This is a genomic window from Marinobacter sp. (assembly GCF_034669625.1).
In the GTDB taxonomy this organism is placed as follows: Bacteria; Pseudomonadota; Gammaproteobacteria; order Pseudomonadales; family Oleiphilaceae; genus Marinobacter.
This window is the reverse complement of sequence record NZ_JAXMOY010000007.1, coordinates 1-25,441: the sequence shown is the minus strand read 5'-3', so window position 1 is coordinate 25,441 and position 25,441 is coordinate 1. Positions and strand designations below refer to the sequence as shown.

22 protein-coding genes are annotated in these 25,441 nt (G+C 55.5%); 10 read left to right on the top strand and 12 right to left on the bottom strand.

Features of this window, described 5'->3' with window-relative positions; all coding sequences use genetic code 11:
• Nucleotides 1–36: 36 nt before the first annotated feature.
• Entirely contained in the window at nt 37–654 is a 618-nt protein-coding gene (locus tag VOI14_RS08115) for a glutathione S-transferase family protein (protein ID WP_323751541.1), read from the bottom strand.
• Nucleotides 655–672: 18 nt separating this feature from the next.
• Nucleotides 673–1,650, bottom strand: a complete 978-nt coding sequence (locus VOI14_RS08110) for an META domain-containing protein (RefSeq protein ID WP_323751540.1) — start codon at nt 1,648–1,650, stop codon at nt 673–675.
• Nucleotides 1,651–1,823: 173 nt separating this feature from the next.
• Here VOI14_RS08110 and VOI14_RS08105 point away from each other — a divergent pair, with 173 nt between their 5' ends.
• From VOI14_RS08105 to modC, 6 genes are all read left to right on the top strand, one after another.
• Nucleotides 1,824–2,561 carry a glutathione S-transferase gene (locus tag VOI14_RS08105; protein ID WP_323751539.1) on the top strand — a complete coding sequence of 246 codons (738 nt, stop codon included), beginning with the start codon at nt 1,824–1,826 and terminating at the stop codon, nt 2,559–2,561.
• 107 nt (nt 2,562–2,668) lie between these two features.
• Nucleotides 2,669–3,643: a sterol desaturase family protein gene (locus tag VOI14_RS08100; protein WP_323751538.1), complete on the top strand. Its 975-nt coding sequence runs from the start codon at nt 2,669–2,671 to the stop codon at nt 3,641–3,643.
• Entirely contained in the window at nt 3,609–4,535 is a 927-nt protein-coding gene (locus VOI14_RS08095) for an alpha/beta fold hydrolase (protein WP_323751537.1), read from the top strand. The genes VOI14_RS08100 and VOI14_RS08095 overlap by 35 nt, the downstream gene beginning before the upstream one ends.
• Nucleotides 4,475–5,281 carry a molybdate ABC transporter substrate-binding protein gene (gene modA / locus VOI14_RS08090; protein ID WP_323751536.1) on the top strand — a complete coding sequence of 269 codons (807 nt, stop codon included), beginning with the start codon at nt 4,475–4,477 and terminating at the stop codon, nt 5,279–5,281. Before VOI14_RS08095 ends, modA begins: the two co-directional genes overlap by 61 nt.
• 15 nt (nt 5,282–5,296) lie before the next feature.
• Nucleotides 5,297–5,974, top strand: coding sequence for a molybdate ABC transporter permease subunit (gene modB, locus VOI14_RS08085; RefSeq protein ID WP_323751535.1), 678 nt, complete (start codon nt 5,297–5,299; stop codon nt 5,972–5,974).
• Complete coding sequence (modC, locus tag VOI14_RS08080; RefSeq protein ID WP_323751534.1) at nt 5,971–7,053, top strand: molybdenum ABC transporter ATP-binding protein; 1,083 nt, start codon at nt 5,971–5,973, stop codon at nt 7,051–7,053. The genes modB and modC overlap by 4 nt, the downstream gene beginning before the upstream one ends.
• Before the next feature lie 57 nt (nt 7,054–7,110).
• On the opposite strand, the gene crp is transcribed toward modC, so the two are convergent.
• Nucleotides 7,111–7,752 carry a cAMP-activated global transcriptional regulator CRP gene (gene crp, locus VOI14_RS08075; RefSeq protein ID WP_323751533.1) on the bottom strand — a complete coding sequence of 214 codons (642 nt, stop codon included), beginning with the start codon at nt 7,750–7,752 and terminating at the stop codon, nt 7,111–7,113.
• A gap of 209 nt (nt 7,753–7,961) precedes the next feature.
• On the opposite strand from crp, the gene VOI14_RS08070 reads away from it, so the two are divergent.
• Together VOI14_RS08070 and speD are read left to right on the top strand one after the other, a co-directional pair.
• Entirely contained in the window at nt 7,962–8,384 is a 423-nt protein-coding gene (locus VOI14_RS08070) for an OsmC family protein (RefSeq protein WP_323751532.1), read from the top strand.
• Between the two features lie 232 nt (nt 8,385–8,616).
• Nucleotides 8,617–9,408, top strand: coding sequence for an adenosylmethionine decarboxylase (speD, locus tag VOI14_RS08065; RefSeq protein ID WP_323751531.1), 792 nt, complete (start codon nt 8,617–8,619; stop codon nt 9,406–9,408).
• A gap of 33 nt (nt 9,409–9,441) precedes the next feature.
• Here speD and VOI14_RS08060 read toward each other — a convergent pair whose 3' ends face one another.
• Nucleotides 9,442–10,308, bottom strand: a complete 867-nt coding sequence (locus VOI14_RS08060) for a phosphoribulokinase (RefSeq protein WP_323751530.1) — start codon at nt 10,306–10,308, stop codon at nt 9,442–9,444.
• Nucleotides 10,309–10,329: 21 nt separating this feature from the next.
• Nucleotides 10,330–14,055, bottom strand: coding sequence for a DUF1631 family protein (locus VOI14_RS08055; protein ID WP_323751529.1), 3,726 nt, complete (start codon nt 14,053–14,055; stop codon nt 10,330–10,332).
• Nucleotides 14,056–14,310: 255 nt separating this feature from the next.
• On the opposite strand from VOI14_RS08055, the gene VOI14_RS08050 reads away from it, so the two are divergent.
• Entirely contained in the window at nt 14,311–15,315 is a 1,005-nt protein-coding gene (locus VOI14_RS08050; protein ID WP_323751528.1) for an aminopeptidase, read from the top strand.
• Here the strand turns inward: VOI14_RS08050 and argA are convergent.
• The 7 genes from argA to coaBC form a co-directional block, all read right to left on the bottom strand.
• Nucleotides 15,289–16,596, bottom strand: a complete 1,308-nt coding sequence (gene argA, locus VOI14_RS08045) for an amino-acid N-acetyltransferase (protein ID WP_323751527.1) — start codon at nt 16,594–16,596, stop codon at nt 15,289–15,291. The genes VOI14_RS08050 and argA overlap by 27 nt on opposite strands.
• A gap of 52 nt (nt 16,597–16,648) precedes the next feature.
• A complete protein-coding gene (gene argE / locus VOI14_RS08040) occupies nt 16,649–17,818 on the bottom strand; it encodes an acetylornithine deacetylase (protein WP_323751526.1) in 1,170 nt (389 codons plus the stop codon).
• Between the two features lie 20 nt (nt 17,819–17,838).
• Nucleotides 17,839–19,083: an acetylornithine deacetylase gene (locus VOI14_RS08035; protein WP_323751525.1), complete on the bottom strand. Its 1,245-nt coding sequence runs from the start codon at nt 19,081–19,083 to the stop codon at nt 17,839–17,841.
• Between the two features lie 23 nt (nt 19,084–19,106).
• Nucleotides 19,107–20,003, bottom strand: a complete 897-nt coding sequence (gene argB / locus VOI14_RS08030) for an acetylglutamate kinase (RefSeq protein WP_323751524.1) — start codon at nt 20,001–20,003, stop codon at nt 19,107–19,109.
• A 39-nt stretch (nt 20,004–20,042) separates the two neighbouring features.
• Complete coding sequence (locus VOI14_RS08025) at nt 20,043–22,673, bottom strand: phosphomannomutase/phosphoglucomutase (RefSeq protein ID WP_323751523.1); 2,631 nt, start codon at nt 22,671–22,673, stop codon at nt 20,043–20,045.
• Nucleotides 22,674–22,770: 97 nt separating this feature from the next.
• Nucleotides 22,771–23,232 carry a dUTP diphosphatase gene (gene dut / locus VOI14_RS08020; RefSeq protein ID WP_323751522.1) on the bottom strand — a complete coding sequence of 154 codons (462 nt, stop codon included), beginning with the start codon at nt 23,230–23,232 and terminating at the stop codon, nt 22,771–22,773.
• The gene (gene coaBC / locus VOI14_RS08015) at nt 23,232–24,443 is read right to left on the bottom strand and encodes a bifunctional phosphopantothenoylcysteine decarboxylase/phosphopantothenate--cysteine ligase CoaBC (protein WP_323751521.1); all 1,212 of its coding nucleotides are present in this window, start codon (nt 24,441–24,443) and stop codon (nt 23,232–23,234) included. The genes dut and coaBC overlap by 1 nt, the downstream gene beginning before the upstream one ends.
• Nucleotides 24,444–24,619: 176 nt before the next feature.
• Between coaBC and radC the strand changes: the two genes are divergently transcribed.
• Nucleotides 24,620–25,294: a RadC family protein gene (gene radC, locus VOI14_RS08010; protein WP_323751520.1), complete on the top strand. Its 675-nt coding sequence runs from the start codon at nt 24,620–24,622 to the stop codon at nt 25,292–25,294.
• The last annotated feature ends 147 nt before the right edge of the window (nt 25,295–25,441 follow it).

Sequence of the window (25,441 nt, the reverse complement as noted above, 5' to 3'; positions counted from 1 at the left end):
TGATCCTTATGGCAAGCGGATGCAGCCGCTTTTTGCTTAAGCCTGAGCTGAAGGTCGCGCCTTGATACGGTCGTACCAGGCCAGCAAATTTGTTTGCTCCGGCTCAGGACGAATGTTTACCACGCGAGCGAAAGCTACAGTCGTGAAGGCGTTGATGTCGGCCGCCGTGTATTTGTCGCCACAGATATATTCTTTGCCTTCGAGATGCTTATCCAGAAAATGCAGAAATTTTTGCACACCCTGCCCGCACTCTTCACCCCATTCCTTGATCGGGTTCATGCGATCTTTGAAATACCCGGTAGTGTGCTGGAAGCACATGCCGGTGGGCAGAAAGAAGTAGAAATCAATCCATCGCAACCATTGTTCGATCTGAGCTTTTTCCAGCGCGGTTTCACCCAGCAATTTCGGCGTGTCAGGATAATTTTCTTCAAAGAAACGGCAAATGGCCATGGTTTCCGCCACGCAATTACCGTCGTCCAGTTCCATCACCGGGACTTTCTTCATCGGGTTCCGGGCTTTGAACTCCGGTGTCAGGTTTTCACCCTTTTGGAGGTCTACTTGCACGAACTCGGCTTTATCCAACAGGCCTTTTTCGGCCATAAACATACGGACTCGGCGAGGGTTCGGGGCAGTTTTTGTTTCGAAGATTTTCATATTTTTGTTGCCTTCGTTTTAGGGGTTTTCGATATCTGACTGGAAGGCCTTGATGGTGTCACCCGACTGCGTTTTCAGCAACAGTTCGCCGTGACGACCAATATGACCGGAAACCACTTCAGACATCAGTGTCAGGAATTTCTGTTCCTGGTTCATCAAGGATTCGTGGCACGCCATCCTGGTGCTGGCCATCTGGCCAAATGTCAGGTTTTCGCCCGTCAGGGAATAGCTACCCATATACTGGTTACACGAAGCACGGCCACCAATCCGGTTTTCATCATAGAAGCGAATCGTCATCATTGAGCGATCGATAATGCCGTCTCCGGCCAGATCATCCACTACCCATTCCGCGCCCTGAAACAAACGCTCTCGGTCGCCACCACAACCTTCGAACGTGTTGCCGTCAACGGTCAGACGAACCTGAGCCGGGTATTGGGCGCCAGACATCTGGTTTTCACACAATTGGTGGGCAACCGATACTTCAATTTCGCGATCGTCGACCTTACCTTCATAGGTGCGCCCGTGGCGGTTGGCAAGGGTCTCACGCAACCATACATCCTCCACAACTTCGCCACCGTAAGGAAGGGTCAAGTCCATCTCGTTGTTCGCGATCTCGGCAAACCAATTAGGCTCGGTACCCATGGCCTTAAACGACGACTCGATCGCGCCCGGTTCCAGGCATTCAGGTAGGGCGCTACCCTTCAGAGTGAGCGTGGCTCGCTCTCCCTTGGCCCGGAATCGTGTTTGGGTGTCACCCGGCGCCACGTACAGGGCACCTTCATCCGTCGGGGAAGGCTTGAGCAGCACGCGCCGATTCAGGTACTCGATGCCCAGAAGACCGTTTTCTTCCACTCCGGTAACCTTCAAATCAAGCTGGCCACACTGGTAAACCCCGTAGTTAGACAGACTTTTGGTTTCCGGCTTGGTGGCACAAGCTGATACGGCTATACCAGCCGCAACTACGGCAGATACCGAAAGGGCTCGGCGTAACAACATAAAGACATCCCCTGAAATGACAGACTGTAGCAAGCTAGTTTAGTGATTCCCGCCCGTTTTCACCATGACCATCCTGTCAGTTGGTCGGCAGGTTATCGTTGCTGCCTCTCCTGCAATGGGAATTGGCCGAAAGTCCGGGTAATCTGGGGCAAACATTTTCCGGAAGACTTCTCATGGCCATTAAGCTTTACCAGTTTTGTATCTCTCACTACGCCGAGAAGGTCCGTTGGGCTTTAGATTACAAAGGCATTAACTACCAAACGGTGAATTTGCTCCCCGGCCAGCACGTCAAAACCATCAAGCAGCTGACCAAAGCCGCATCGTCCGTGCCTGTACTCGATCACAATGGCCACATTGTTCAGGGTTCGTCAGACATTCTGGACTATCTCGATAAAACCTTCCCGGAACGGCCACTAACACCCGAATCTCCCGAAGCCCGGGAACAGGCGCTGGCCTGGGAGAAAAAACTGGACGATCTTGCCGGGCCAGCGATTCGCACCTGGGTCTACCATTACTTCCTGCAGCGCCCAAAGGTAGTGATTCCACTTCTGGCCGCTGGCACTCCGTTTTATAACAAGATCATGCTGAGTCTGGCTTTCAGCCGGGTTGATGACATTATGCGCACGTGGATGAAGATCAACCAGACCACGGCGGATGCCGCCCAGCAAACCCTCGAAGCGCTACTCACCGAGGTGGCCGAGGTTTATGGCAAACAACCCTATCTTGCCGGCGACCAATTCTCCCGCGCGGATCTGACCGCCGCCGCCTTGCTGGCACCTCTGTTCCAGCCAGAGCAGTATCCGGTGCCCTGGCCCAAGCCCGCTAAAGTTCCAAAACCGGTTCAGGCGGTACTCGCCGACTGGCAAGACATAGTGGCGCCGGTTGCGGAGATATACTGCAACAACCGCTAACCAGACAGGCTGTCGCAATGCGCCACTCACAATGGCGCTATAAGACATCTGAAAAAACCGAGCACGTGCCATGATACAAGCTGAATAATAACCAACATGGCTTTGTTATGGCTCTGATCGATATGATGCACTCAGTGCTTGAAAACAGCGGACTGCTCGCACTCTGGGAGACGCTGGCCCCTTGGTTGGCACTGGATGAGCGACAGCTGATTTTTGTGGTCGCCACACCAGTCTTCATTGCCGTGGCAGTTTGGGAATATCTGAAAATCCGCCACAACCCGAAACTGATGGACGTTCCCGAAGCCATCCGCAATTTCATGCTGGGCGCGGGTTATCAGACGACAGAACTGCTTTTTGCCGGCGTAATCGCCTTTCCGGTGTACGCTCTGTCTTACCACTATCGTCTGTTCGAAATCGAACTGAATGCCTTTACGGCGGTACTGACCTTCATCGGCGTGGATTTCTTTTACTACTGGATGCATCGTTCCAGCCACCGAATTCGCTGGTTCTGGGCTGCCCACGTAGTGCATCACTCCTCCGAGCGTCTGAACTTTTCCACCGCCATGCGCCAAAGCGCAACCAACATTTTCAACGGTAACTGGGCGTTCTACCTGCCCATGGCACTGCTGGGCTTCAATCCGGTCTGGATCGGCGTGGCCTATGCGCTGTCGTTGGTGTACCAGTTCTTCATTCATACCACGTTGATTCATCGCCTGCCGGCGGCCGTGGAGTTGGTATTCAACACGCCAAGCCATCACCGCGCCCATCATGGCCGCAACCGACAATACATTGATCGCAACTATGGCGGCGTTTTGATCATCTGGGATCGCTTGTTTAACAGCTTCGTGCCGGAGAGCGATGACCTGCCGCCCACTTACGGCATCCCCCGCCAGATACACTCGAACAATCTGCTGGTGCTGTGGACGCACGAATATGTGGATATGTTCCGCGACATGGGCAAACCCGGCAGTCTAAGCTCTCGTTTAAAACATTTGTGGAAACCGCCGGAGTGGCAACGCCCGGTTTCACAAGCACCGGCGACAAACTATGAACCAACACCCTCTGAACCTGACCGCCGCTGACGGCCATCGGATTACCGGCACCCTGTTCCAGCCTGCAGCGCCAGTCGCCTGTCTGGTAATCAGCCACGGCATGGCCGAGCACGGCAACCGATACACCGCGCTCGCGCAGTGGCTGGTGGCGCATGACGTAGCAGTGATCAGCTATCATCATCGGGGCCACGGCCCGGACTGCACCGATACCGATCTCGGCCACTATGCGGATCGTAACGGGTGGGCTAAGGTGGTCAGCGATCTCGACCAGGTTGTCGGCCACGCCCGAGACAACTTTCCGGAGTTACCTCTGAGCCTATTGGGCCACAGCATGGGTTCGTTCATTGCCCAAAGCTACGCGCAACAGCATGGAGCCTCGATCGATGCGCTGATACTGAGCGCATCCAACCGCCTTAACAGAGCAGAACTGGTGCCCTGGCGATTACTCATCGGCCTGATCAAGCGGGTTCGCGGCCAACGCCACCGAAGCAAACTGATTGCCGGCCTGACTTTTGGCAAGTTCAATCGCATGTTCCGGCCCAACCGCACAGCATGCGATTGGCTAAGCCGGGATGAACAACAGGTTGATCAATACCTTGCCGACCCCATCTGCGGATTCGAATGCAGCGCAGGACTGTGGCATGATTTCCTCGGCGGCATGCTTTCCATTAACCCAAAACTGTGGCACAAGGATTTGCCGATACACCTGTTTTCAGGAAGCGCAGATCCGGTCGGAGAAATGGGCAAAGGCATCCGCCAGCATTTTCAAACGATCCGCGAAGCCGACATTCAGAAAGTGACCTTCCGGCTTTTCGACGGCGGCCGCCACGAGATGCTGAACGAACTCAACGCCGAGGATGTATGGCAACACCTGATGCAGTGTATTCCTACCGTTCAACCCGCGTGCGCCGAGCCCTTATAGGTCTGATCACTGCCAGTTTCTTATTGGGCTTCGGTCAGGCCCATGCCGATCAAACCACGCTGGCCGTTGCCGCGAACTTTACCGGCACCATGGCAAAGCTGATCCCGGTCTTCGAGCAACAAACCGGACATCGAGTACAGGCCAGTTACGGGTCCACCGGCAAGCTTTACGCCCAGATCCGGCAAGGCGCACCCTACGATGCGTTCATGGCCGCCGATGCAGCGCGCCCGAGCCTGCTCGCCAATAAAGGCGTGGCCATCGCCCATTCACAGTTTCCCTACGCGGAAGGTCGGCTGGTGCTCTGGAGCCGCAATCCGGATCGGTTTCGCGATGGTCTGCAGTATCTGCAAAGCCAGCCCCAACGCCTGGCGATTGGCAACCCCAAAACAGCGCCCTACGGCATCGCTGCGATCGAGGTTCTGGATCATCTAGGACTGGCCGATTCACTTAAGCCCAAACTGGTGAGTGGCGACTCCATTGCCCAGACCTTTCAGTTTGTTGCCACCGGCAATGCCCATGCCGGCTTCGTGGCTCAGGCTCAAGTGCGCGCCTGGAAAGGGGCGGAAGGGTCAACCTGGCTGGTGCCCAAAACACTGCACCAGCCCATTAGCCAACATGCCATTATGCTCAACCGAGGCAACAGCAACGCTGCTGCTCAGGCCTGGATGGCTTTTCTGAATAGCGCAAAAGCACAGGCGATCATCCGTGAAGACGGGTACGATATCCCGCAACAGTCCAACCACTGAACTGGCGGAGATTTCATGAGCCCGGAATGGCAGGCCGTTTGGCTGACCTTGAAACTGGCAGGCATTACCACTGTACTGCTGCTCTTTATCGGCACCCCTATCGCCTGGTGGCTGGCTCGCACCCAACATTGGCTACGCCAACCCATTGCCGCAATCGTGGCCCTGCCACTGGTGCTGCCCCCCACGGTACTGGGATTTTACCTGCTGATTGTGATGGGACCTGACGGTGCCGTTGGCCAACTGACAGAAAGCCTTGGCCTGGGTCTGCTGCCATTTACCTTCGAAGGTCTGGTGGTTGCGTCGGTGATCTACTCACTACCCTTTACCGTTCAACCCCTGCAAAACGCCTTTCTGACCCTCAACGAGAACCTGCTTGAGGCTGCGTCCACCCTTCGTGCCTCCGCCTGGGACCGTTTCTTTTCCATTGCCATCCCGCTGGCTCGTCCGGGATTTCTAACGGCCGCGGTATTGAGTTTTGCCCATACCATCGGCGAATTCGGTGTCATTTTGATGATTGGCGGCAACATTCCCGGTGAAACCAAGGTGCTTTCGGTCGCTATTTTCGACCATGTGGAAGCACTGGAATACACTCAGGCGCACTGGCTGTCTGCCGGCATGCTGGCATTCTCCTTTGTGGTCTTGGTCACCCTGTATACCCTGAACGGACGCTTCCAGCCGGGAGTGGTGCGATGAGCCATTCGGACACCATCCAGGCCCGATTCCAGTGCCACTTTGATCAGTTCGCCCTTGATGTTGATCTCAATCTGCCCGGCTCCGGCATTACCGCGATTTTTGGCCACTCCGGATGCGGGAAAACCACTCTCTTGCGATGCATTGCCGGCTTGCAGGCCGCACAAGGACAACTCTCGGTGCTGGGCGAACCCTGGCAAACCGCCAGCGACAGTTGGCCGGTGCATCGGCGGCCGTTGGCATATGTGTTTCAGGAAACCAGTTTGTTTCCGCACCTGTCGGTTCGCAAAAACCTTCTCTACGGCTACCGCCGGGTACCGGCCGAACAACGTAAAATAGCCCCGGAACAAGTCTACGACTGGCTGGGATTAGCACCGCTGCTGGACCGTATGCCCGCCCGGCTTTCCGGGGGCGAACGCCAGCGCGTAGCCATCGGACGTGCACTGCTCACCAGCCCTCGCCTGCTCTTGATGGACGAGCCTTTGTCCGCACTGGACCAGCAGAGCAAACAGGACATTTTGCCCTACCTTGAACGCCTGCGAGACACCCTGGCGATACCGGTACTCTATGTGTCCCATTCCACCGCGGAAGTCGCGAGATTGGCCGACCACATTGTCATGATGGATCGCGGGCAGGTTATCGCCCAAGGGCCGCTTCAGGAAACGCTGGCCCGAACGGATCAACCGTTCCGGCTGGAAGAAGACGCGGGGGTGATTCTGAATGGGGAAATTGCGGAAGTGGATGCCCACTGGCAGCTGAGCAAAGTGGCATTTGATGGCGGCGAGCTTTGGCTACGTCATCACGACCATCTGAGTACGGGCATGTCGGTACGCGTTCAAGTGTTAGCCCGGGACGTCAGTATCGCGTTACAGGAACACCGGGATCAAAGCATTCAAAATCTGCTGTCGGCAACGGTCGATTACATTGCTCGGGAAGTGACACCGGGCACCAGTCTGGTTCGCCTGCTCGCTGGGGAAACCCCCTTTCTCGCCCGCCTGACCTCTCGCTCAGCGCATCAACTTCAGCTGACACCGGGGCTGCAGGTCTGGTTACAGATCAAATCGGTGGCTCTGGCAGACTAACGCCCACAAAAAAGCCGCTGCGGTGCAGCGGCTTTCAGACGATTCTACTGGCGGGTATCAGCGCGTGCCGTAGACCACCATGGTTTTACCCTTAACCTGGACAAGACCTTGTTCTTCCAGCGTTTTTAATACTCGACCCACCATCTCGCGGGAGCAGCCCACAATGCGACCAATTTCCTGACGAGTGATCTTGATCTGCATGCCATCCGGATGTGTCATGGCATCCGGCTCTTTGCACAAATCCAGCAAGGTGCGCGCTACCCGACCGGTCACGTCCAGGAACGCCAGGTCGCCCACTTTGCGGGTGGTCTGACGCAAACGAGAGGCCATCTGCTCACCAATGAAGTACAGGACACGAGGATCCTGCTGGGCAATTTCACGGAATTTGGTGTAGCTGATTTCAGCAACTTCGCATTCTGTTTTAGCTTTGACCCAAGCGCTGCGCGAGTCCATATTGTCGAACAAACCCATCTCACCGAAAAAGTCACCGGTGTTCAGGTAGGCCATGATCATCTCGCGGCCATCATCGTCCTCAATAATGACGGTAACCGATCCCTTAACGATGAAGAAGAGAGAGTCACTCTTATCGCCCGCATAAATAATGGTGCTTTTGGCGGGATAACGCCGGCGATGACATTGGGAAAGAAAGTAATCCAGATGTTTGGTTTTCTGCTCAACCGGCTTGATGATAGTAGCCATAATGCGGGACGTGCCTCCTCAGCGTAATGCCGATCCTGATCTTTGTTATATCCCTGCTTTTCCCTGCAGGTTACGGGTATTTCTGTTTAACAACGCAACTTATAACAAGATGGCTGCCTCGGGGCAACTCGAATGCAAAGGCGAGAGTTTCAGGGCGCCTGTGCTAGCATCCCGTCTTATCACCGATTGAAACAAGGGAGACCCGACAGATGAAAGCAACCGTAGACTGGACAGGCAATGTCAGCTTCAAAGCCACCAGCGGCACCGGCCACAGTGTACAAATGGACGGGCCACCCGATCTCGGCGGGCAGAATCTGGGGCCGCGCCCCATGGAAATGCTGCTTATGGGTGTCGGCGGCTGCTCTTCTTTTGACGTCATGTCCATTCTGAAAAAAAGTCGGCAAGAAGTCACCGCATGCCACGCTGAACTGGAAGCCGAGCGGGCCGATGCCGTGCCAGCTGTCTTCACCAAGATTCATCTACATTTTGTGGTGACCGGCCATAACCTGAAAGAAAAGCAAGTAGAACGGGCAGTTAGCCTGTCTGCCGACAAGTATTGCTCGGCCTCTATTATGCTCGGCGCAGCCGGTGTGGAGATCACCCACAGCTTCGAAATTCGAGCAGCTGAATAGGTTCGTAAAGCCCCGCGGGCCGTAGCTTTGCGGGGTATTTTCAGGTGCTAAAAAAAAGTACCAGCAAACACTATCCATTGACTTAAGCGGTATGCATAATACGCACCTTTCTCCGCCGGTCTGCGCAAAAGGTGAACAATTTATTTACCTGGTCAGTAGTCGGTGGCGGCCTCGGTAGGGGGACAAATGTCACCCTGTCACCATTCATCTCCAATCAAAGGAGGGGCTGAGCATGGATTCAAAACTCCAGCTGCACGGTTTTAACAATCTGACCAAATCCCTTAGTTTTAACATCTACGACATCTGTTACGCGCAGACCAATGAGCAACGTGAAGCTTACATCGATTACATTGACGAGATGTATAACGCCGAGCGTCTGACTCAGATTCTGTCTGACGTTGTCAAAATCATTGGTGCGAACATTCTCAACATTGCCCGTCAGGATTACGAGCCTCACGGCGCCTCTGTCACCATGCTGATCGCTGAGCATGACGTGGAAGACTGCGAAGAGAATTACGACGAATCCCCGGGCCCGCTGCCAGACACCATCGTGGCGCATCTGGACAAGAGTCACGTAACCGTTCACACCTACCCGGAAAGCCATCCCCATGATGGGGTCAGCACTTTCCGTGCGGATATCGACGTGTCGACCTGCGGTTTGATTTCACCGCTGAAGGTATTGAACTACCTGATTCACAGCTTCGATTCCGACGTGGTCACGGTCGACTACCGGGTACGAGGTTTTACCCGCGACATCGATGGCACCAAGCACTACATTGACCACGACATCAATTCGATTCAGAACTATCTCTCTGAAGACACCCAGAACGCTTATCAGATGATCGACGTGAACGTGTATCAGGAGAACCTGTTCCACACGAAGATGATGTTGAAGGAATTCAACCTCGATAACTACGTGTTTGGCACAAACGCAGAAGAGCTTGATCCTGCCGAAGCAAAGTCTATCGAAGACCGGCTACGCCGGGAGATGCTGGAAATTTTCTATTCCCGCAACGTGGAATAACCGCATTGAGAGGCAGCTTTGCAAGGCTGCCTCTCAGGCAAACGCCTTGCCTGCCATTAGCTTTTGAACCATGGGACGAACAATCAAATCCATAGCCAGCGGCATTTTCGTGCCCGGGATCACCAAGGTATCGTGCCGGGACAAGCGGCTATGAGGAATTGCCTGCAGCAACCAGCTGAAGTCCACATCAGCGACTTCACGAAAATGAATCACCAGCATGCTTTCATCTTCACTCGGCACTTCCCGAGCAATAAACGGGTTGGACGTATCCACTAACGGAACGCGCTGAAAGTTGATATGGGTGTGGGAGAACTGCGGCACGATGTCTTTCACGTAGTCATCCATGCGGTTAATGATGGTTTCAACCACCGCATCCTGACTGTAGCCCCGTTTATTCGTATCCCGATTGATTTTCTGTATCCATTCCAGATTCACAATGGGCACCACACCAATCAACAAATCCACATACTGGACAAGGTTGTAGTTCTCACTCACCACACCACCGTGCAACCCCTCGTAAAACAGCAAATCCGTGTCCGCGGGTAACGAACTCCATGGCGTAAAGGTACCCGGCTTATGGCCACCAGCAATCAGATCGCGGTCTTCATCGTGGACATACTGGCGGCAACGGCCATTACCCGTGTGGCTGTAGTCGTACAGCAGCGCTTCCAGACGGTCGATGTGATTGGCCGCAAGGGCGAAATGGTTACGCTCACCGAACTGGCCTTTCGCAGCCAAGCGGGCCATCTGTTCTCGGGTATAGCGGTGAAAACTGTCACCACTGACCATCGCGGCATTGATGTCTTCTCGAGCGAATAGCCGGGCAAAAATCTGACCGGTGGTACTGGTGCCGGCTCCAGAGGAGCCGGTCACCGCAATAATCGGGTGGCGCTTAGACATAAAAAGCAGAATTCCTGAGGGTCAGATCAAACTGTTCAATAGTTTGGGCTTTTCGATAACAAAGCCTTGAGCATAGTCCACGCCCAACTGCGTCAGCTTATCCAGAACCTCACGGGTTTCAACCTGGGTCGCTACCACTTCCCGTTCCATGAAGTGCGCCATATCAACCATCGACTTGACCATGGCCTGATCCGTCGCGTTTGTCGCCAGCTGACGGGTAAAGGCGCTGTCAATTTTGATCAAGTCAATCGGCAGCGAGCGCATGAACTCGTAAGAGTTCGGACCGGTACCAAAGTTGCCCAGGCAAAAGCGGCAGCCAAGCTCTTTCGTTTCTTCGATAAACCGGGCCACGGCCTGTACATCGTGGATGGCTGAGGCTTCGGTGAGCTCAAACCACAACCTTTCAATGGGCGCGTCTTTTTCACTGAGTTTTTCGTAAATAAACTCAAGGAGAGCCTGCTCGTTCAGCGAGTAACCGGAAAGGTTGATGCATATGCCGCCAACATCCCGTGCATCCGGTTTTTTATCTCGCAGCCAGTCCAGCATATGGCCGACAACCCAGCGGTCTACTGCCTGCATCCGGTCATATCGCTCTGCCATGCGAACAAGATCCCGGCCGGTCACAAGTTCGCCGCTATCGTCGTACATGCTGATCAGTATTTCGTACTGGGCCGACATGCGGGCTTCCGAATGCAACGGGATAATCTTCTGGCATCGCAGCAACATGCGCTCATCGGTCGGGTCACCCAAGTTGGCGACACGAGCAGCAATCTGGTCCTGACGGGCCTGATCCTCGTCATCCTGACTGTATACAGAAATATATCCGGTACCGCCGCGCCGGGCCACGGACAGCACCTGTTCGGAGGTTCTCAGCCAGCGCTCGGCTGAAGTTACCGCAGGGACCGTCGGCACAATGCCGACATTGGCCGTCAACTCATAAACTTTGCCGCCAAAGCGGTAATCTTCCGCCGCGATTGCACTGACCAGCGACTTGGCAACAGCTTCCGCCTGATCATCCGGCACCAACATCGCAAATTCCGTACCTTCGATACGAGACACGGGCACGCTCTCATCGGCGTGTTTACCCAGTATGTCCGCCACCTGTTTAAGGGTTTCATCGGCAGATTTTTGGCCCGCCACATCACTCAGCAAACGGAAGCCTTTCAAATCCAGATGCAAGAGCGTGCGGGTAGATTTCCTATCAGCCAACTGCTGTTCCAACATTCGCTCGAATTCACGACGGTTGAGCAGGTGCGTCAAATCATCGTGGGTCGAGACCCAAGACAGCTGGTCGTATACGTTACGCACCATGCGATCAATGCTTTCATCCACCAAGGGCTTTTCATACTGGCTATCCAGAATAATGTCGCCGTCGCGCATTTTGCGCGCCAGTGCGGCCACCGCCAGCTCGACGACACGCATGCCCTGATGATTCACGAAAACAAAGCGCGAAAAGTTATCGGCTACCCAAACCAGTCGGATGTAATGCGGCTCGTCAGGCTTGCTTTGGTCCTTGAACCAGTCGCCGGTTTGCAGCTGCTGGGCTCGGTTGATCCAACGCTGAAGGCTTTTCATTTCCCGCTCATCGGCAGCCGGCTTAGCGGGCTGTTCAGATTGAGATTTCGGCATGTCTACCCATTCCAGAGGTTCACCGGGTTGACGCACCATCAATTGCTTCAGTTCATCCCGTATCTGGGACGATGGCGTGCGGTTACTGGAAATAGACGCCAAGCCGTCCTGGATCAACCGCAGGAGCTCCGGCAAATTACTGCTGTTGCCCGGGCTTTCTGCATACGCCATTAACGAATCAATCACCGCCAGATAATCCTGCCAGAGCTGACCCTCGTCGCCCTGCCGTATCCATGTCAGCGACAAGAGATCGCGCCAACCGCCATCCAATAGACTCACAACAGCCTTGGGGACCTTACGGCCTGCCAGCTTTTCGTCCAGCGCCGCCGCGACCGCAGCTTTAGAATCAGCGACCTTCTGGGAACCTTGGGCCGCAGCCGTCACACGTTCGACATTGCGGCGATAGGCCAGATTCTGGCGCTCGATCAGGGTATCCAGCTCCTCAACCGCTTCATCAAAAATAACGGTGTCTTGGTCAAAATCTGTCGCTATACGCTGGACCAGCTCATCAACCTTGCGCTGCACGATGGGATTCGGGCGAGCGCCCTTCATAGAGATCTGCGCCAGACGGTTCATCAAGCTCCGGACCGGACTGGACTGATCCTCAAAAAAGCTGGGATCACGCATGACCACCTTAAGCACCGGAACCTGCAATTGGCGCATTTTGTCTTGGGCATAACCGCTAAGTTTCGGGCTTTCCGTCACACTGCGAAAGAACCGGTCAACAACATCCAGCGCGCCTTCGCTGTCTTCGTTCAAGCGCGCATTATCGATGCTGTTTTTCACCTTAGCCACAACCCGCTCCTTGAGCGGAACATCGGGCACGTTCAGATCGGCTGCTTGCAACTGAAGCTCTTGCAGCTCTTGGCTTAGCTCACTATTGGACAGGGGGCGAGCATCGGGATCAAACGATTCCGATGCCGGCTCCGCACTCGCAGAGCGGCTCAGCTTCAATGATGACAATAGGTTGCGAACCGTTGCGAAGGCGGTCTGCGCATGCCTGGAATAGCCTCTGAACTCACCCGAAACTCGGGACTCGGCTTTGTCCTCGGTCTCTTTCTGCGACGGTTTCGGCGCTTCGTTGTTTTCTTTGGGCGGCGAGGGCTTAGGTGTAACCCGCTCAGCCGCCTGTTCACTGAGGTATTTCGTCAAATCAAGGTCAGGCAACACTCCGTGCCTGATGAGAATATTATTCAGCTCACGATAAAGTGGGGCCAGCTGGCGAATGACCGTTTGTTCAAAGACTTTCAGGCAAACCTTCTCAACGTCCCGGCTCACCTTCAACTGCACCAAGGCATGGTGGAACGCCTCGCAAACCAGTGCCGGCCCCAACGGGTTATGGTGACCGGTTTGATTGGATATCCCCAGATTGTCCAACCTCAACTTAAGCTCAAGCAAATCGCCCCGGTACAGAGTGTCTGCCCGAGTGACCATAACCTTGACCGCCAGCCAGTCTTCGAATTCGTTCTTATCAACCACCGACAAGAGCGCGCCCGGTGCCCCTTTTGGCTCGGGTTTTAAAGGGGACTCCAGACTTCTGGCCATGTGGTGCCACAGAACCCTCTGGCGAGCTTCTACCTGCCCGGAGGCATCCATGTATTCATTGGCCGACTGATCACTGGACGCGTTCTGAGCCGCCGTTTTAAGGGCTGATACCGTGTTTACAAAACAGGCGTCCATCAAAGGTTCAATAAACTGGGTAATCACTCGCGCACACTGGTGCAGCACAAATTGAACCCTGTCACTGGGCGCTTGCAGTGACGATCGGCTTTGATTGTTGCCACTGCCACACAGGCGTATCAACGCCTCAATCGCTGCCGGGTTCGCGCGCAAAAACGAGCCCCCCATGGCGCGTTCAATTCGCCGCGCGGGACGGACATGCAACTCATGGTGAACGTTGCTATCCAAGCCTCGGAAGCGCACAACAACTTCGGTCAGCTCAGACCGCTCGAACGCACGATCAAGCTTGGCAGAGGTTTGACCGGAATAGCGTATGTATAGACCTTCTGCACAGAAGTCCGCTATTTGGCATGGTAATGACTCGCCACTGCCAACATCGATTTGAGCAGCGAGTTTGATTGGCTGGCGAGGGCTACTGCGACGTTCTCTCGGATCCATCAATAATTGACCAGTTGTAAAGCCGATTCCGCGACCGGGCGGTAAACACCCGGTGAAGGTCCCTGTTCATGTGGAACGTACCACCCACGAAAAATCGGTTAAAGTGGTTTAAGGGGTACTCTACAACCCTGCTCATACAATGACAAAATGCCGAATACGAGCTCACACTTCACCAATACATCGTGATTCATGAAACAGCTTAGTCAGGTCTATCTCATTTTGCTACTGCTGGCAGCCCTTCAAGGTTGCTCATCAATGAGTTACTACACACAGGCCATTAGCGGCCATGTTTCTTTAACACTACGCAGCGAACCGGTAGATGAGGTGATGCAGCAACCGGATACCACCCCGGAATTGCATCAAGCGCTGTCTACCGCCCAAGCAGCACGCATCTTTGCAGACCAAACACTCAATCTGCCGGTGGGCGAGGCATTCTCCAGTTTTGTTCCACTCGAGCATCCGTGGGTGGTGGTCAATCTGGTGGCGGTGCCAGAGTTTTCCCTGGTGCCTAAACAGTGGTGCTATCCGTTTATTGGCTGTCAGGCCTACCGAGGCTATTTTGATCTGGCGATGGCCAAAGAAGAACAACGACGCTTCGATAAAAACGGGTACGACACCTTCATCGGCGCCGTCACGGCCTACTCCACTCTGGGTTGGTTTGACGACCCACTGCACACGGGGTTCACCAACCTGGCCGAAGACCGGATGGTGGCGCTGATGTTTCATGAGCTGGCCCACCGGGTGATCTATCTGAATGGCGACACGGCCTTCAATGAGAGTTTTGCCACAGCGGTTGAGCTGGAAGGTTTGCGTTTGTGGCTGGAACGTCAGGGCCAACCGGAGGTGTTCGAGCGTGCGCTGCAGCGGCTGGAGCACCGCAACCGCACGCTTGAGTTGGTCAGGCAGACCAGTGAGGAGCTACGCCGCCTTTATCATCGGCAAAGTGAACTGAGTCTCGAGCAACTTAGGCAGCGTAAGCAGGAGACGCTCGACGAGCTGGCGAACCGGTACCAAGCACTGTCGTCGCATTACCCGGAACCCGGCCCCTTTGGCGCCGCGCCGGTGCAGCTTAACAATGCAAAGCTGGCGTTGTTCCAGCAGTACAACCAGCATGTACCGGCATTCAGGCAGCTACTGCGTGAATCCGACACCGATTTCCAGCGGTTTTACGAGGCGGTCTTCCGGTTGTCAGAACAACCAGAAGCCAAACGCCAACAAACGCTCAAGAGTCTGTCAGAGCGGTTTCACGAACACCTTTGACTTGCGTAGCGGGTTGTACGCGGCCAGTTTAGGGCCAGGTAAATTCTGCACGTCTGTCGGTTCGAAGCCTCGCTCCCGGAACCAGTGCTCGGTTTGGGTAGTCAGTACGAAGAGCTTTTCAATGCCCTGCCCCCGAGCCTGCTTTTCAATCATCATGAGAATGTCATCGCCACGCCCGGCGCGCCGGTAGGAGGGGTCGACCGCAAAGCAGGACAGTTCACCAGCCGCTTCTTCCGGGTAATGATACAGGGCGGCACAACCAACCACGGTGCCGTCCCGTTCGGCCACCACAAAACGGTCCACCTCGGTTTCCAGCATTTCACGGGAACGTCTGACCAGCACGCCCTGCTCTTCCAGCGGCTGGATCAATTCCAGAATACCGCCAATGTCTTCAACCCGGGCCGAACGAATCTGCTCGTAATGGTCACCACTGACCAGGGTACCGGAGCCATCCCGTGTAAACAGCTCCTCCAGCAAGGCGCCGTCTTCGGCGTAGCTGATGATATGAGCGCGGCGTACCCCTTTGACGCAGGCGTCGCAAGCGGCTTTCAAAAGAATGGCGTCATGACCGGTGACGTTGTTGGCGTTCAGCCGGTCCGTCGCCTGATGGGCACCCAGTTCCCGGATAAGAGAGCCGTCTTCATCCAGCAAACCTTCGTCGTCGATAAAGACAATGAGCTTTTCAGCTTTCAGGGCTGCCGCCACCTGGCTGCCCACATCTTCGTATGACAGGTTAAATGCGTCGCCCGTCGGCGAGTATCCCATTGGCGGCAAGAGCACTATGTGACCCTGTTCAAGCAGTCTCTCTATACCCGAGGTATCGATCCGACGTACCCGGCCGGTGTACCCAAAATCGATGCCGTCCAGCACTCCCACCGGTTTGGCAGTGACGTAGTTACCACTGCTGACACGAATTCTGGCGTTATGCATGGGGGAATTCACCAACCCCATCGACAGCTGGCTTTCCAGATAAGCGCGCAAACCGCCAATGGCTTCCATCACCAACGGAAGGTGATCATCCGGCGTGACCCGCAGGCCCCGCTCGAATGTGGTTTCCAAACCGGCGTCTTCCAAACGAGACTGAATTTGCGGGCGGCCACCAAATGCCACCACAAGACGCACACCCAGACTACTGAGCAACGCAATGTCGTGGATAATGTTAATGAAATTCCGGTGCTCGATGGCATCCCCGGGCATGGTCAACACCACGGTACGGCCGCGATGGGCATTTATGTACGGAGATGAGTGACGGAACCCATGCAGCCAGTCGTTTGATTTCAATCCGGTCTCCCTTTTGAATCACCTGTGACCGGTTTCAACGGCCACACTTCTATTACAGACAATACTGTTTGATCAACCCACGCAGAATATCGATGGTCGGCTGCAACTGCGACAACTCCAGAAACTCATCCGGCTGATGGGCCTGATCGATGGAGCCAGGACCCATCACCAATGTTTCCAGACCGAGCTTTTGCAGCCACGGCGCCTCTGTGGCGAAGGCAACCGCATGTGCCTTGTGGCCGGTCAGGGCTTCACACGCTTTCACCAACCCGGCATCTGCTGGCGTTTCAAACGGCGGAACACCATCAAACAGCGGCTCAAAACTTAAGCTCAGCTGACGACGCTCCGCCAGCGGCAGAATACGGCTCAGGATGGCCTGGCGCAGGGTTTCCATGTTCATGCCCGGTAACGGGCGCAAATCAAAGTGCAATTCACACTGAGCGCAGATACGGTTCGGGTTATCGCCGCCGTGTATGCAGCCCAAGTTCAAGGTTGGCACTTGTACCGCAAAATTCGGATTTCGATATTGTTGCTGCCATTCGGACCGCAATGCCAGCAATTCGGTCATGGCCTCGTGCATGCCTTCCAAGGCATTGTGGCCAAGATCCGGATTCGATGAATGGCCCGACTGCCCCTGAAATCGCAGCCGCTCCATCATGATACCTTTATGCATCCGCACAGGCCGCAGACCGGTCGGCTCGCCAATCACGGCATAGCGCGCCTGAGGTTTACCCGCTTCGGCCAAAGCCCGGGCACCGTTCATCGAGCTTTCTTCGTCTGCGGTTGCCAGAATGATCAATGGTTGTTGCAACGGCTGGTCAACAAAGGCTTTGGCAGCTTCAATGGCCAGAGCGAAGAACCCTTTCATGTCGCAGGTGCCCAAACCGTACAAGCGGCCGTCTTTTTCAGTCAGGGTAAAGGGATCTGTCTGCCAGCGCTGATCGTCGAACGGCACCGTGTCGGTATGACCTGACAACACCAGCCCACCCGGGCCAGTACCAAGCGTTGCAATCAGGTTGTACTTGCCGGGCATACCCGGCACTTCAAGAATTTCAATGGTAAAGCCCAGCGCCTCCAGCCACTCGGCCAGTGTCCGCACAACGGCTTCATTACTGTGATCCCAATCGGGCGACGCACTGCTGATGGAAGGTTGGGAAATCAGCCGAGCCAACATGTCGTGCACACCCGGCACCCGGTTCTTTGTATCCGCCCTTTGTACCATGGCCGCCTCCCGGCTTTAGATCAATTTGCCCGGCCCCTCCGCCAGACTTCGAAGCTCGCGACCGCGCGAATAAGCATCGGGTAAGCCACTTCGCCGTCGGCGAGCAAGCGGGCGACTTCAAGCTCCCGCTCACCAACCCTTACCAGCCTACCTTCGACCGACTTACCATTGGAAAGCGTGACCCGCACTGTCTGCCCCTGCCAAACACTGGCGTTTTCCACAGGCTCCACAAACCATTGCAAGCGATTCGACGTTTCAGGCGGAGCTATCGGTTCGTAGACTTCGGGGGCAACGGCGGACGCTACCGGCTCAATTTTGGTCAAATAAACATCGGGTACCTGAGCACCGTTATACCTCACTTGCCACGCAGCCATGGGTTCTTCTTCGGTTCGCACCGGAACCCCTAATGTCTCGTTTCCCGGGTGGAAGGTAAATTGAAACTCCCCCCCTTCGGTCAACCACTGCCGATAAAGCGCAATCAGCTGTTCACTCGCTTGATAGCCCCGAGCTTCCATCGCTCGCGCCAAAGCTGTCGCGGCCTTGACACTCCATTCATTGACAGTGAGACCCGTTTCCCGAGAGCAGTATGCTGAAATACGACGCATCAGCCCGCCGTCCCGCAACGTTACCCCGGCCGGCTCGTCATAGCCGGTCAAATCGAGACCACTTCGGGAAAAGTTCAGGCGCGCACCAAGCCAGTTCAGCTCCATACTCCCCATTGCAACCGTGTCCCACTCGGCCTGCAGGCTATCTTGGTTTTGAGCCAGACGAAAATCCCCACCAATCGACTCGATACCCATGCGTTTCAGATCACCACTTCCCAGATGCTGTCTGGGATCCGGCGCGCAGGCCAAGGCAATCAAAGGAGCGCTGGTCGACGACTCATCGATATCGTCAATCACCCAGTTCCGGAACATAGTCGGCTCCAGGATCATACGGGCTTGCTCGACGACTAACGTCCAGTTTCCCGCCACGGTTTCAGGATTCGCCAACCCGGTTAGCAAAGCAACCGGGGATTCGGCATCCAGCTCGACCAACCCCATGCTCAGAGGCTGAGTCAATCTGAAATCGAGCCAGCTTGCCTCTTTCAACAACAAACGCCCATCCAGAGCAGAGCCGATCTTGCCCCGCTCGAGAACGCCGATGCTGGATAATTCTGTGCGTGCCTCCGCCAACCGCTGATCCGCCAGCCACCAGACCCCGGCTTTGTAGCCGGCAAAAGCGAGCACACTGAGCACAACCAGAAAAGACAGTAGACGCTTCATCCAATGACTCCGGGTCAGGCCGATCAGTTACGGGAAATCAGAGTACCGACACCTTCGTCGGTGAAGATTTCCAGTAAGCAGGCGTGAGCGACTCGGCCATCGATGATGTGCGACGTGCGCACGCCATTTTCCACTGCGCTCAACGCGCAACGGATCTTCGGCAGCATACCGCCATGAATGGTACCGTCTTCGATCAGTTCATTAACTTGCTGTGCCGTGAGGCCGGTAAGTACTTTGTCGTCCTTACTCTTCAGGCCCGCTACGTTGGTGAGCAGCATCAGCTTTTCGGCCTTCATGGCTTCGGCGACTTTGCCGGCCACCAGATCGGCGTTAATGTTGTACGAAGCACCATCCGGACCCACACCGATGGGAGCAATCACCGGAATGACATCACTTCGGGTCAGCATATCGATGACATTGACGTTCACGCTGGCGACTTCGCCCACGTGACCAATATCGATAATTTCAGGGCGCTCGAGCTCCGGCGAACGGTCAACCACTTCCAGCTTGCGGGCGCGAATCAGGTTCGCATCCTTACCCGTCAAACCAATGGCCGTCCCACCTTGAGCATTAATCAGCGACACGATTTCTTTGTTGACCTGACCACCCAACACCATTTCCACCACGTCCATGGTTTCGGCATCCGTCACTCGCATGCCATTTACGAAACGGGACTGGATGTTCAAACGCTCAAGTAGTCCGCCAATCTGCGGCCCGCCGCCATGTACTACGATCGGGTTAATCCCCACCAGCTTCATCAACACCACGTCGCGGGCAAAGCTGCTTTTCAGGTCTTCGTTTTCCATGGCGTTGCCGCCGTACTTGATGACGACTGTCTTGCCCGTAAACCGTTGGATATATGGCAGGCCACGGCTCAGTACCGAAGCGACCTGCATGGCTGTTTCACGATTCAGCGCCATGATAATGTGTTGATCCTTACTGTCAGAGAATGATTGAAATCAGAAACCTGCTACCAAATCCGGAGCAGCTTTCTGTAGTTGTTCCCGGAACACGGTCTTGATTCGTTCCAGAGCCTCTTCGGTTTCTGCCTCAAAACGCAGTACCAGAACAGGCGTGGTATTAGAGGCCCGGCACAAACCCCAGCCGTCTGGGTAATCCACGCGAATGCCGTCAATGTCGCTGACGTTACCGTCACCGAAATCAGCCAGTTCGCCAAAACGCTCAATGATCGCGAATTTATCGCTTTCCGTCACCTCAACATTCAGCTCCGGGGTGCTGATGTCTTCAGGAAAATCTTCAAACACTTCGTCGCTGTGGCGGTCTTCGATGCCCAGAATTTCCAGCAATCGGGCAGCGGAATAGAGACCATCGTCAAAACCGTACCAGCGTTCGCCAAAAAACACGTGACCGCTCAGCTCGCCAGCCAACAATGCGCCGGTTTCCTTCATCTTGGCCTTCATCAGCGAATGGCCACTTTTCCACATGACGGGCCGACCACCGGCTTCAGAAATTACTCCTGCCAGGCGGCGACTGCATTTCACATCGTACAGCACATCGGCCCCCGGGTTACGGGATACCACATCCCGGGCGAACAGCATCATCAGCCGGTCCGGCCAGATTATTTTGCCTTTGTTGGTCACCACACCCAGGCGATCCCCATCGCCGTCAAAGGCCAAGCCGATGTCAGCACCGACTTCCTGGACCTTGGCAATCAGGTCCTGAAGGTTTTCAGGCTTACCTGGGTCCGGGTGATGGTTCGGGAAATCACCATCAATGTCGCAGTAAAGCGGGACGACTTCACAACCCAACTCTTCGACAAGAATGGGCGCCAGTTCACCCGCGATACCGTTACCTGCATCCACCACCACTTTGAGCGGGGCGGCCACCGCGATGTCACCTACGATGCGGTCAAGATAGGCCCGGCGTACATCGTCACTGCTCTGATTGCCATGCCCGGAGGTGAAGTCACCGGACTGGATGCGTTGATAGAGTCTCTGGATGGCATCGCCGGAGAGGGTTTCACCGCCCAACATGATTTTCAGGCCGTTGTAGTTCGCCGGGTTATGGCTCCCGGTCACCATGACACCGGACCCGGTGTCCAGATGGTGCGTGGCAAAATAGAGTACCGGCGTAGGCACGGCCCCAACGTGAATCACATTGCAGCCGGCCGACATCACACCTCGCGCCAACGCGTCTGCCAGCTCCGGGCTGGAATGGCGACCATCGTAACCAATACACAGCGACCCGATACCACGCTCAGTCGCCTCTGACCCAATCGCCTGACCGATCACTTCGACCACGCCGACTGAAAGTGTTTCTCCCACGACGCCCCGGATATCGTACGCTCGGAAGATCTCGGCTTCGACCTCAACATCGGGTACCGTGTTTTCAATCACCTCAGGAATGTCTTCATCAAACAACGGCGCATCTGAGCTGCCAAGTCCTAAGACATCATCATCGCCATCGAGCATGTCCATGCCCAGCGTATTCTCATTATTAAACAGCGGTTCGGCGTGTTCGCCCGGCTGCGCAGAGGGCGCCGGAGCCGCCTTCGGCGCCGCCGTTCCTTTCGCTAGCGAAACCCTCTTTTCAACCACCTGAGACAGTCGTGACAATACGTCCCCTGTTGACGCGACAAGATCCCATCGCGTACTAGGCAGCTTCAAACGTTCGCCACTGAAGGCTTTGTGGGCCCACTGCGTCATAGCGCTGACGTCTTGACGCACACTTCTCTGCGCCTTACCCAGCAAGAACCACACGATAGCCGCCGCCAGAACCGCCGGAATGAGGACCAAAAGCGCCAACAACACGGTGCTCACAAGGGGAGCAGGCGTCATACCCGGCTGATACACCACTTTCCAATCCGGATTCACCAAACTGCGCGATACCTCAGCTCCGCTCCCACTACCCAGGCTGATCACGGATTGCGCGCTGCCGCCCACGTTCTGTACCAAGGCCAGACGACCGCCTAACGTTTGGTTACCGACTTGAAGTAATGGTGCCAAGTGATCGGCCTTAAACACCACCAAGACTGTCCCTAACACCGCGTTGCTGACCGGGCTTCTAACCGGGGCCGAAAATTGCAGATACCATTGATCATCTCTGGGGAAAGCGTCTGGCAACATCGGCTGGCCATTCTCCGCTCGCTGCGCCAACTCCAAGCCGGCAAAGCCGAGTAGACTCTCGCCGTTCCCGGTTCTGGGAATCCCCCCTCGCGGAAATACAAAGACCGCGCTGGTGCCGTTCACCGCGGACTCCAGTTGGCGGGACAAAGGCCTAAGGTCGGTTTCACTGGACAGCTTATCCGCTACGAACGGCTGATTGGCCACCGCCCGAACCTGCCCTTGCAGGGCTTTCAGGTAATGATTCAGCCGTTGTTGCGCGCTATCTGCCTCAACCTTGACTGCGTCATCATAATCTTTCGTCGCAACGGGCACTGAAACCAGAAAATGCAGCAATGCTGCAGAGATGACACCGGCAAGAACCACCACCAACGCCTGAGTGACTGCCACCGAACTGAGCTTTTTAAGACCGCTGCCGGCTCGACCGCGTTTTACTTTGCCTTCCGGTGCGGCCTTTGGCTGATCTTCCGCGGTAGAGTTGCTGGCCTTGTTCTTACCGAATTTCATAGTGCATCCCATCGTTATTTTCTTGTTCCGGACAAACACTTACCAACGAAGTATAGCCGCCAGACTTCCAGCGTGCTGCCAGGGGGCGGCACCGCATTCAGTGACTTCCAGTCGACCCAAAACCACCCTCACCCCGATGACTGGCATCGAACTCGGACACGACTTCAAAGTCGGCCTGTACCACCGGCACCAGCACCAATTGGGCAATGCGTTCGCCAATTTCAATGGTGAACTCCGTCTGGCCGCGGTTCCAGCAAGACACCATCAACTCGCCCTGATAATCAGAATCGATCAGGCCCACCAGATTTCCCAGTACAATCCCATGCTTATGGCCTAAACCGCTGCGCGGCAAAATCATGGCAGCAAGAGACGGGTCCGCTATGTGTACCGACAATCCTGTTGGAATCAAATGGGTGTCACCGGGAGCGATGGTAAGAGGCTCTTTCAAGCAAGCGCGCAGGTCCAGACCGGCAGACCCTTCGGTTGCATACTCAGGAAACGGAATCTCTGAACCAATACGGTCATCCAGAATTCTTACCTGCAATTTTTTTCGAGTCATTACTTTTCGGCCTTTTTGCTATGTTCTGCGATTAACGCCACCAGTCGGGTGGCAATGGTCTGTTTACTTTCGGGCCCAATGGATTCCTGACCGTCCTGCCAAAATACGGTGACCGCATTCTGATCGCTGTTGAACCCCAACCCGGGGACAGACACGTCGTTGGCAACGATCATCTGAAGCTTTTTGCGCTGCATTTTGTCCAGCGCATAGCGAGAGACATCGGTGGTTTCGGCGGCAAAGCCCACGGTAAATGGCGCATCGGTTCTGGCGGCAATGGTGGCCAGAGTGTCCGGGTTACGCACCAACGCAAGGCTCATTTCATCATTGGTTTTCTTGATTTTGTCACCAGCGCACGACTCCGGCCGGTAATCCGCCACTGCGGCTGTAGCAATGAAGACATCGCAATCTTCGCTGACGGCGCGCTCTGACGCTTGAAGCATATCCTCAGCGGTGACCACTGACCGAACCTCAACGCCTTCGGGCACCGGCAAATTCACCGGGCCACTGACCAACGTCACCTGAGCGCCTGCGGCCACAGCCGCCTGAGCGATGGCATAGCCCATTTTGCCGGAGCTGTGATTGGAGATGTATCGCACCGGATCGATCGGCTCCCGCGTGGGGCCGGCGGTAATGACAAACCGCTTACCGGCGAGCGCGCCCTCAACCTGTGGCATCTGTTCGGTCAGAATCAACGTGGCGAGCGCTGTAGGCTCCAGCATTCGACCGGGCCCGGTGTCACCACACGCTTGTTCGCCCTGATCCGGGCCCCAAACCGTCACTTGCGGGTCTTCCGACAGCAATTTCAGGTTGCGTTGAGTGCGGTAATTTTTCCACATGGCCTGATTCATCGCCGGTGCCACCACAATGGGGACTTCGGTGGCGCAACAAACCGTGGTGAGCAAATCATCGGCCATGCCATGGGCCAGACGCGCTAGAAAATCCGCCGACGCCGGTGCAACCACCACTTGATCGGCCCATTTTGCCAGTTCGATATGCCCCATGCCGGCTTCGGCTTCCGGGTCCAGCAATGATGTACGCACGGGCTCGCCGCTCAACGCCTGAAAGGTCAGCGGTGTGATAAAGGCTTCTGCGCCCTGAGTCATGATCACACGAACATCCAACCCGGCTTTCTTCAGCTGCCGAACCAACTCAGCACTCTTGTAGGCGGCGATGCCACCGGTGATTCCCAGCAGTATTCGTCTGACGGCCATGAGGGCTCCGTAATCCCGTAAAATGAAAGACTTGTAAGATAGCACGCGAGCCCTGACAGCGCAGCCTGCACACGCGTTTGTTCCGTTTACCAAATGTTACCTTTTAGAGTACCCTTTGTAACTTTGGGAGCTGCGTGCAGGACGCACGAGTTAACGACACTCGCAAGGAAGCTATAATGAACCCATCCCACTGGCCTAGCGACGAGCGGCCACGAGAGCGCCTGCTTGCCCACGGCGCCGAATCTCTGTCTGACGCAGAACTGCTGGCCATTTTTCTGCGCACGGGCACCACCGGCATGCCGGTCATGGCCATGGCCCGCCATCTGATTGATGAATTTTCCGGCCTACGAGGCCTGATGACCGCCTCCCGCGGGCAATTTTGCCAGATCAAAGGCCTTGGCACGGCAAAATACGCGCAAGTTCAGGCGGCCATGGAAATGGCAAGACGTGTCATGGATGAGCCGCTGCGCCAGGGCGACCCACTGCGTTCTCCGGCCGATACCCGGCGCTTTCTTACTAGCCGTTTGGCCACCTACCCCCACGAAGTGTTCGCAGGCTTGTTTCTTGATAACCGCCATCGTGTCATTCAGTACCGCGAGCTGTTTCGGGGCACCATCGATGGTGCTGCTGTCTACCCTCGCGAAGTGGTCAGGCAGGCCCTGGAAGATAATGCAGCGGCGGTGATTTTCGCTCATAATCACCCCTCCGGAGTGGCCGAACCGAGTCAGGCTGACATTTCTCTGACTCGTCGCCTGAAAGAAGCTTTGGGTTTGGTGGATATCAGGGTTCTTGACCATATGGTTATCGGTCACGGTGAGGTAATATCCCTCGCTGAAAGAGGGTTGATGTAACCGCCAAGAAGTCGCCACCGGAAAATTGGCCAAAATCCCAACAATTTTTTGCGTTGGGCCCCCGGTTCTGGTATAAAAGCGTCCCTTTCTGGCGGTATCTGGCGTGTTGCGCCCAGTTTACAGGCGCGAACCGGTAGCAAAGTTAGC

Excerpts from the sequence above, each read along its gene's own strand:
- VOI14_RS08115 (WP_323751541.1), bottom strand. The coding sequence starts at position 654 with ATGAAAATCTTCGAAACAAAAACTGCCCCGAACCCTCGCCGAGTCCGT.
- VOI14_RS08110 (WP_323751540.1), bottom strand. The coding sequence starts at position 1,650 with ATGTTGTTACGCCGAGCCCTTTCGGTATCTGCCGTAGTTGCGGCTGGT.
- VOI14_RS08105 (WP_323751539.1), top strand. The coding sequence starts at position 1,824 with ATGGCCATTAAGCTTTACCAGTTTTGTATCTCTCACTACGCCGAGAAG.
- VOI14_RS08100 (WP_323751538.1), top strand. The coding sequence starts at position 2,669 with ATGGCTCTGATCGATATGATGCACTCAGTGCTTGAAAACAGCGGACTG.
- VOI14_RS08095 (WP_323751537.1), top strand. The coding sequence starts at position 3,609 with ATGAACCAACACCCTCTGAACCTGACCGCCGCTGACGGCCATCGGATT.
- modA (WP_323751536.1), top strand. The coding sequence starts at position 4,475 with ATGGCAACACCTGATGCAGTGTATTCCTACCGTTCAACCCGCGTGCGC.
- modB (WP_323751535.1), top strand. The coding sequence starts at position 5,297 with ATGAGCCCGGAATGGCAGGCCGTTTGGCTGACCTTGAAACTGGCAGGC.
- modC (WP_323751534.1), top strand. The coding sequence starts at position 5,971 with ATGAGCCATTCGGACACCATCCAGGCCCGATTCCAGTGCCACTTTGAT.
- crp (WP_323751533.1), bottom strand. The coding sequence starts at position 7,752 with ATGGCTACTATCATCAAGCCGGTTGAGCAGAAAACCAAACATCTGGAT.
- VOI14_RS08070 (WP_323751532.1), top strand. The coding sequence starts at position 7,962 with ATGAAAGCAACCGTAGACTGGACAGGCAATGTCAGCTTCAAAGCCACC.
- speD (WP_323751531.1), top strand. The coding sequence starts at position 8,617 with ATGGATTCAAAACTCCAGCTGCACGGTTTTAACAATCTGACCAAATCC.
- VOI14_RS08060 (WP_323751530.1), bottom strand. The coding sequence starts at position 10,308 with ATGTCTAAGCGCCACCCGATTATTGCGGTGACCGGCTCCTCTGGAGCC.
- VOI14_RS08055 (WP_323751529.1), bottom strand. The coding sequence starts at position 14,055 with ATGGATCCGAGAGAACGTCGCAGTAGCCCTCGCCAGCCAATCAAACTC.
- VOI14_RS08050 (WP_323751528.1), top strand. The coding sequence starts at position 14,311 with ATGAGTTACTACACACAGGCCATTAGCGGCCATGTTTCTTTAACACTA.
- argE (WP_323751526.1), bottom strand. The coding sequence starts at position 17,818 with ATGGTACAAAGGGCGGATACAAAGAACCGGGTGCCGGGTGTGCACGAC.
- VOI14_RS08035 (WP_323751525.1), bottom strand. The coding sequence starts at position 19,083 with ATGAAGCGTCTACTGTCTTTTCTGGTTGTGCTCAGTGTGCTCGCTTTT.
- argB (WP_323751524.1), bottom strand. The coding sequence starts at position 20,003 with ATGGCGCTGAATCGTGAAACAGCCATGCAGGTCGCTTCGGTACTGAGC.
- VOI14_RS08025 (WP_323751523.1), bottom strand. The coding sequence starts at position 22,673 with ATGAAATTCGGTAAGAACAAGGCCAGCAACTCTACCGCGGAAGATCAG.
- dut (WP_323751522.1), bottom strand. The coding sequence starts at position 23,232 with ATGACTCGAAAAAAATTGCAGGTAAGAATTCTGGATGACCGTATTGGT.
- coaBC (WP_323751521.1), bottom strand. The coding sequence starts at position 24,443 with ATGGCCGTCAGACGAATACTGCTGGGAATCACCGGTGGCATCGCCGCC.
- radC (WP_323751520.1), top strand. The coding sequence starts at position 24,620 with ATGAACCCATCCCACTGGCCTAGCGACGAGCGGCCACGAGAGCGCCTG.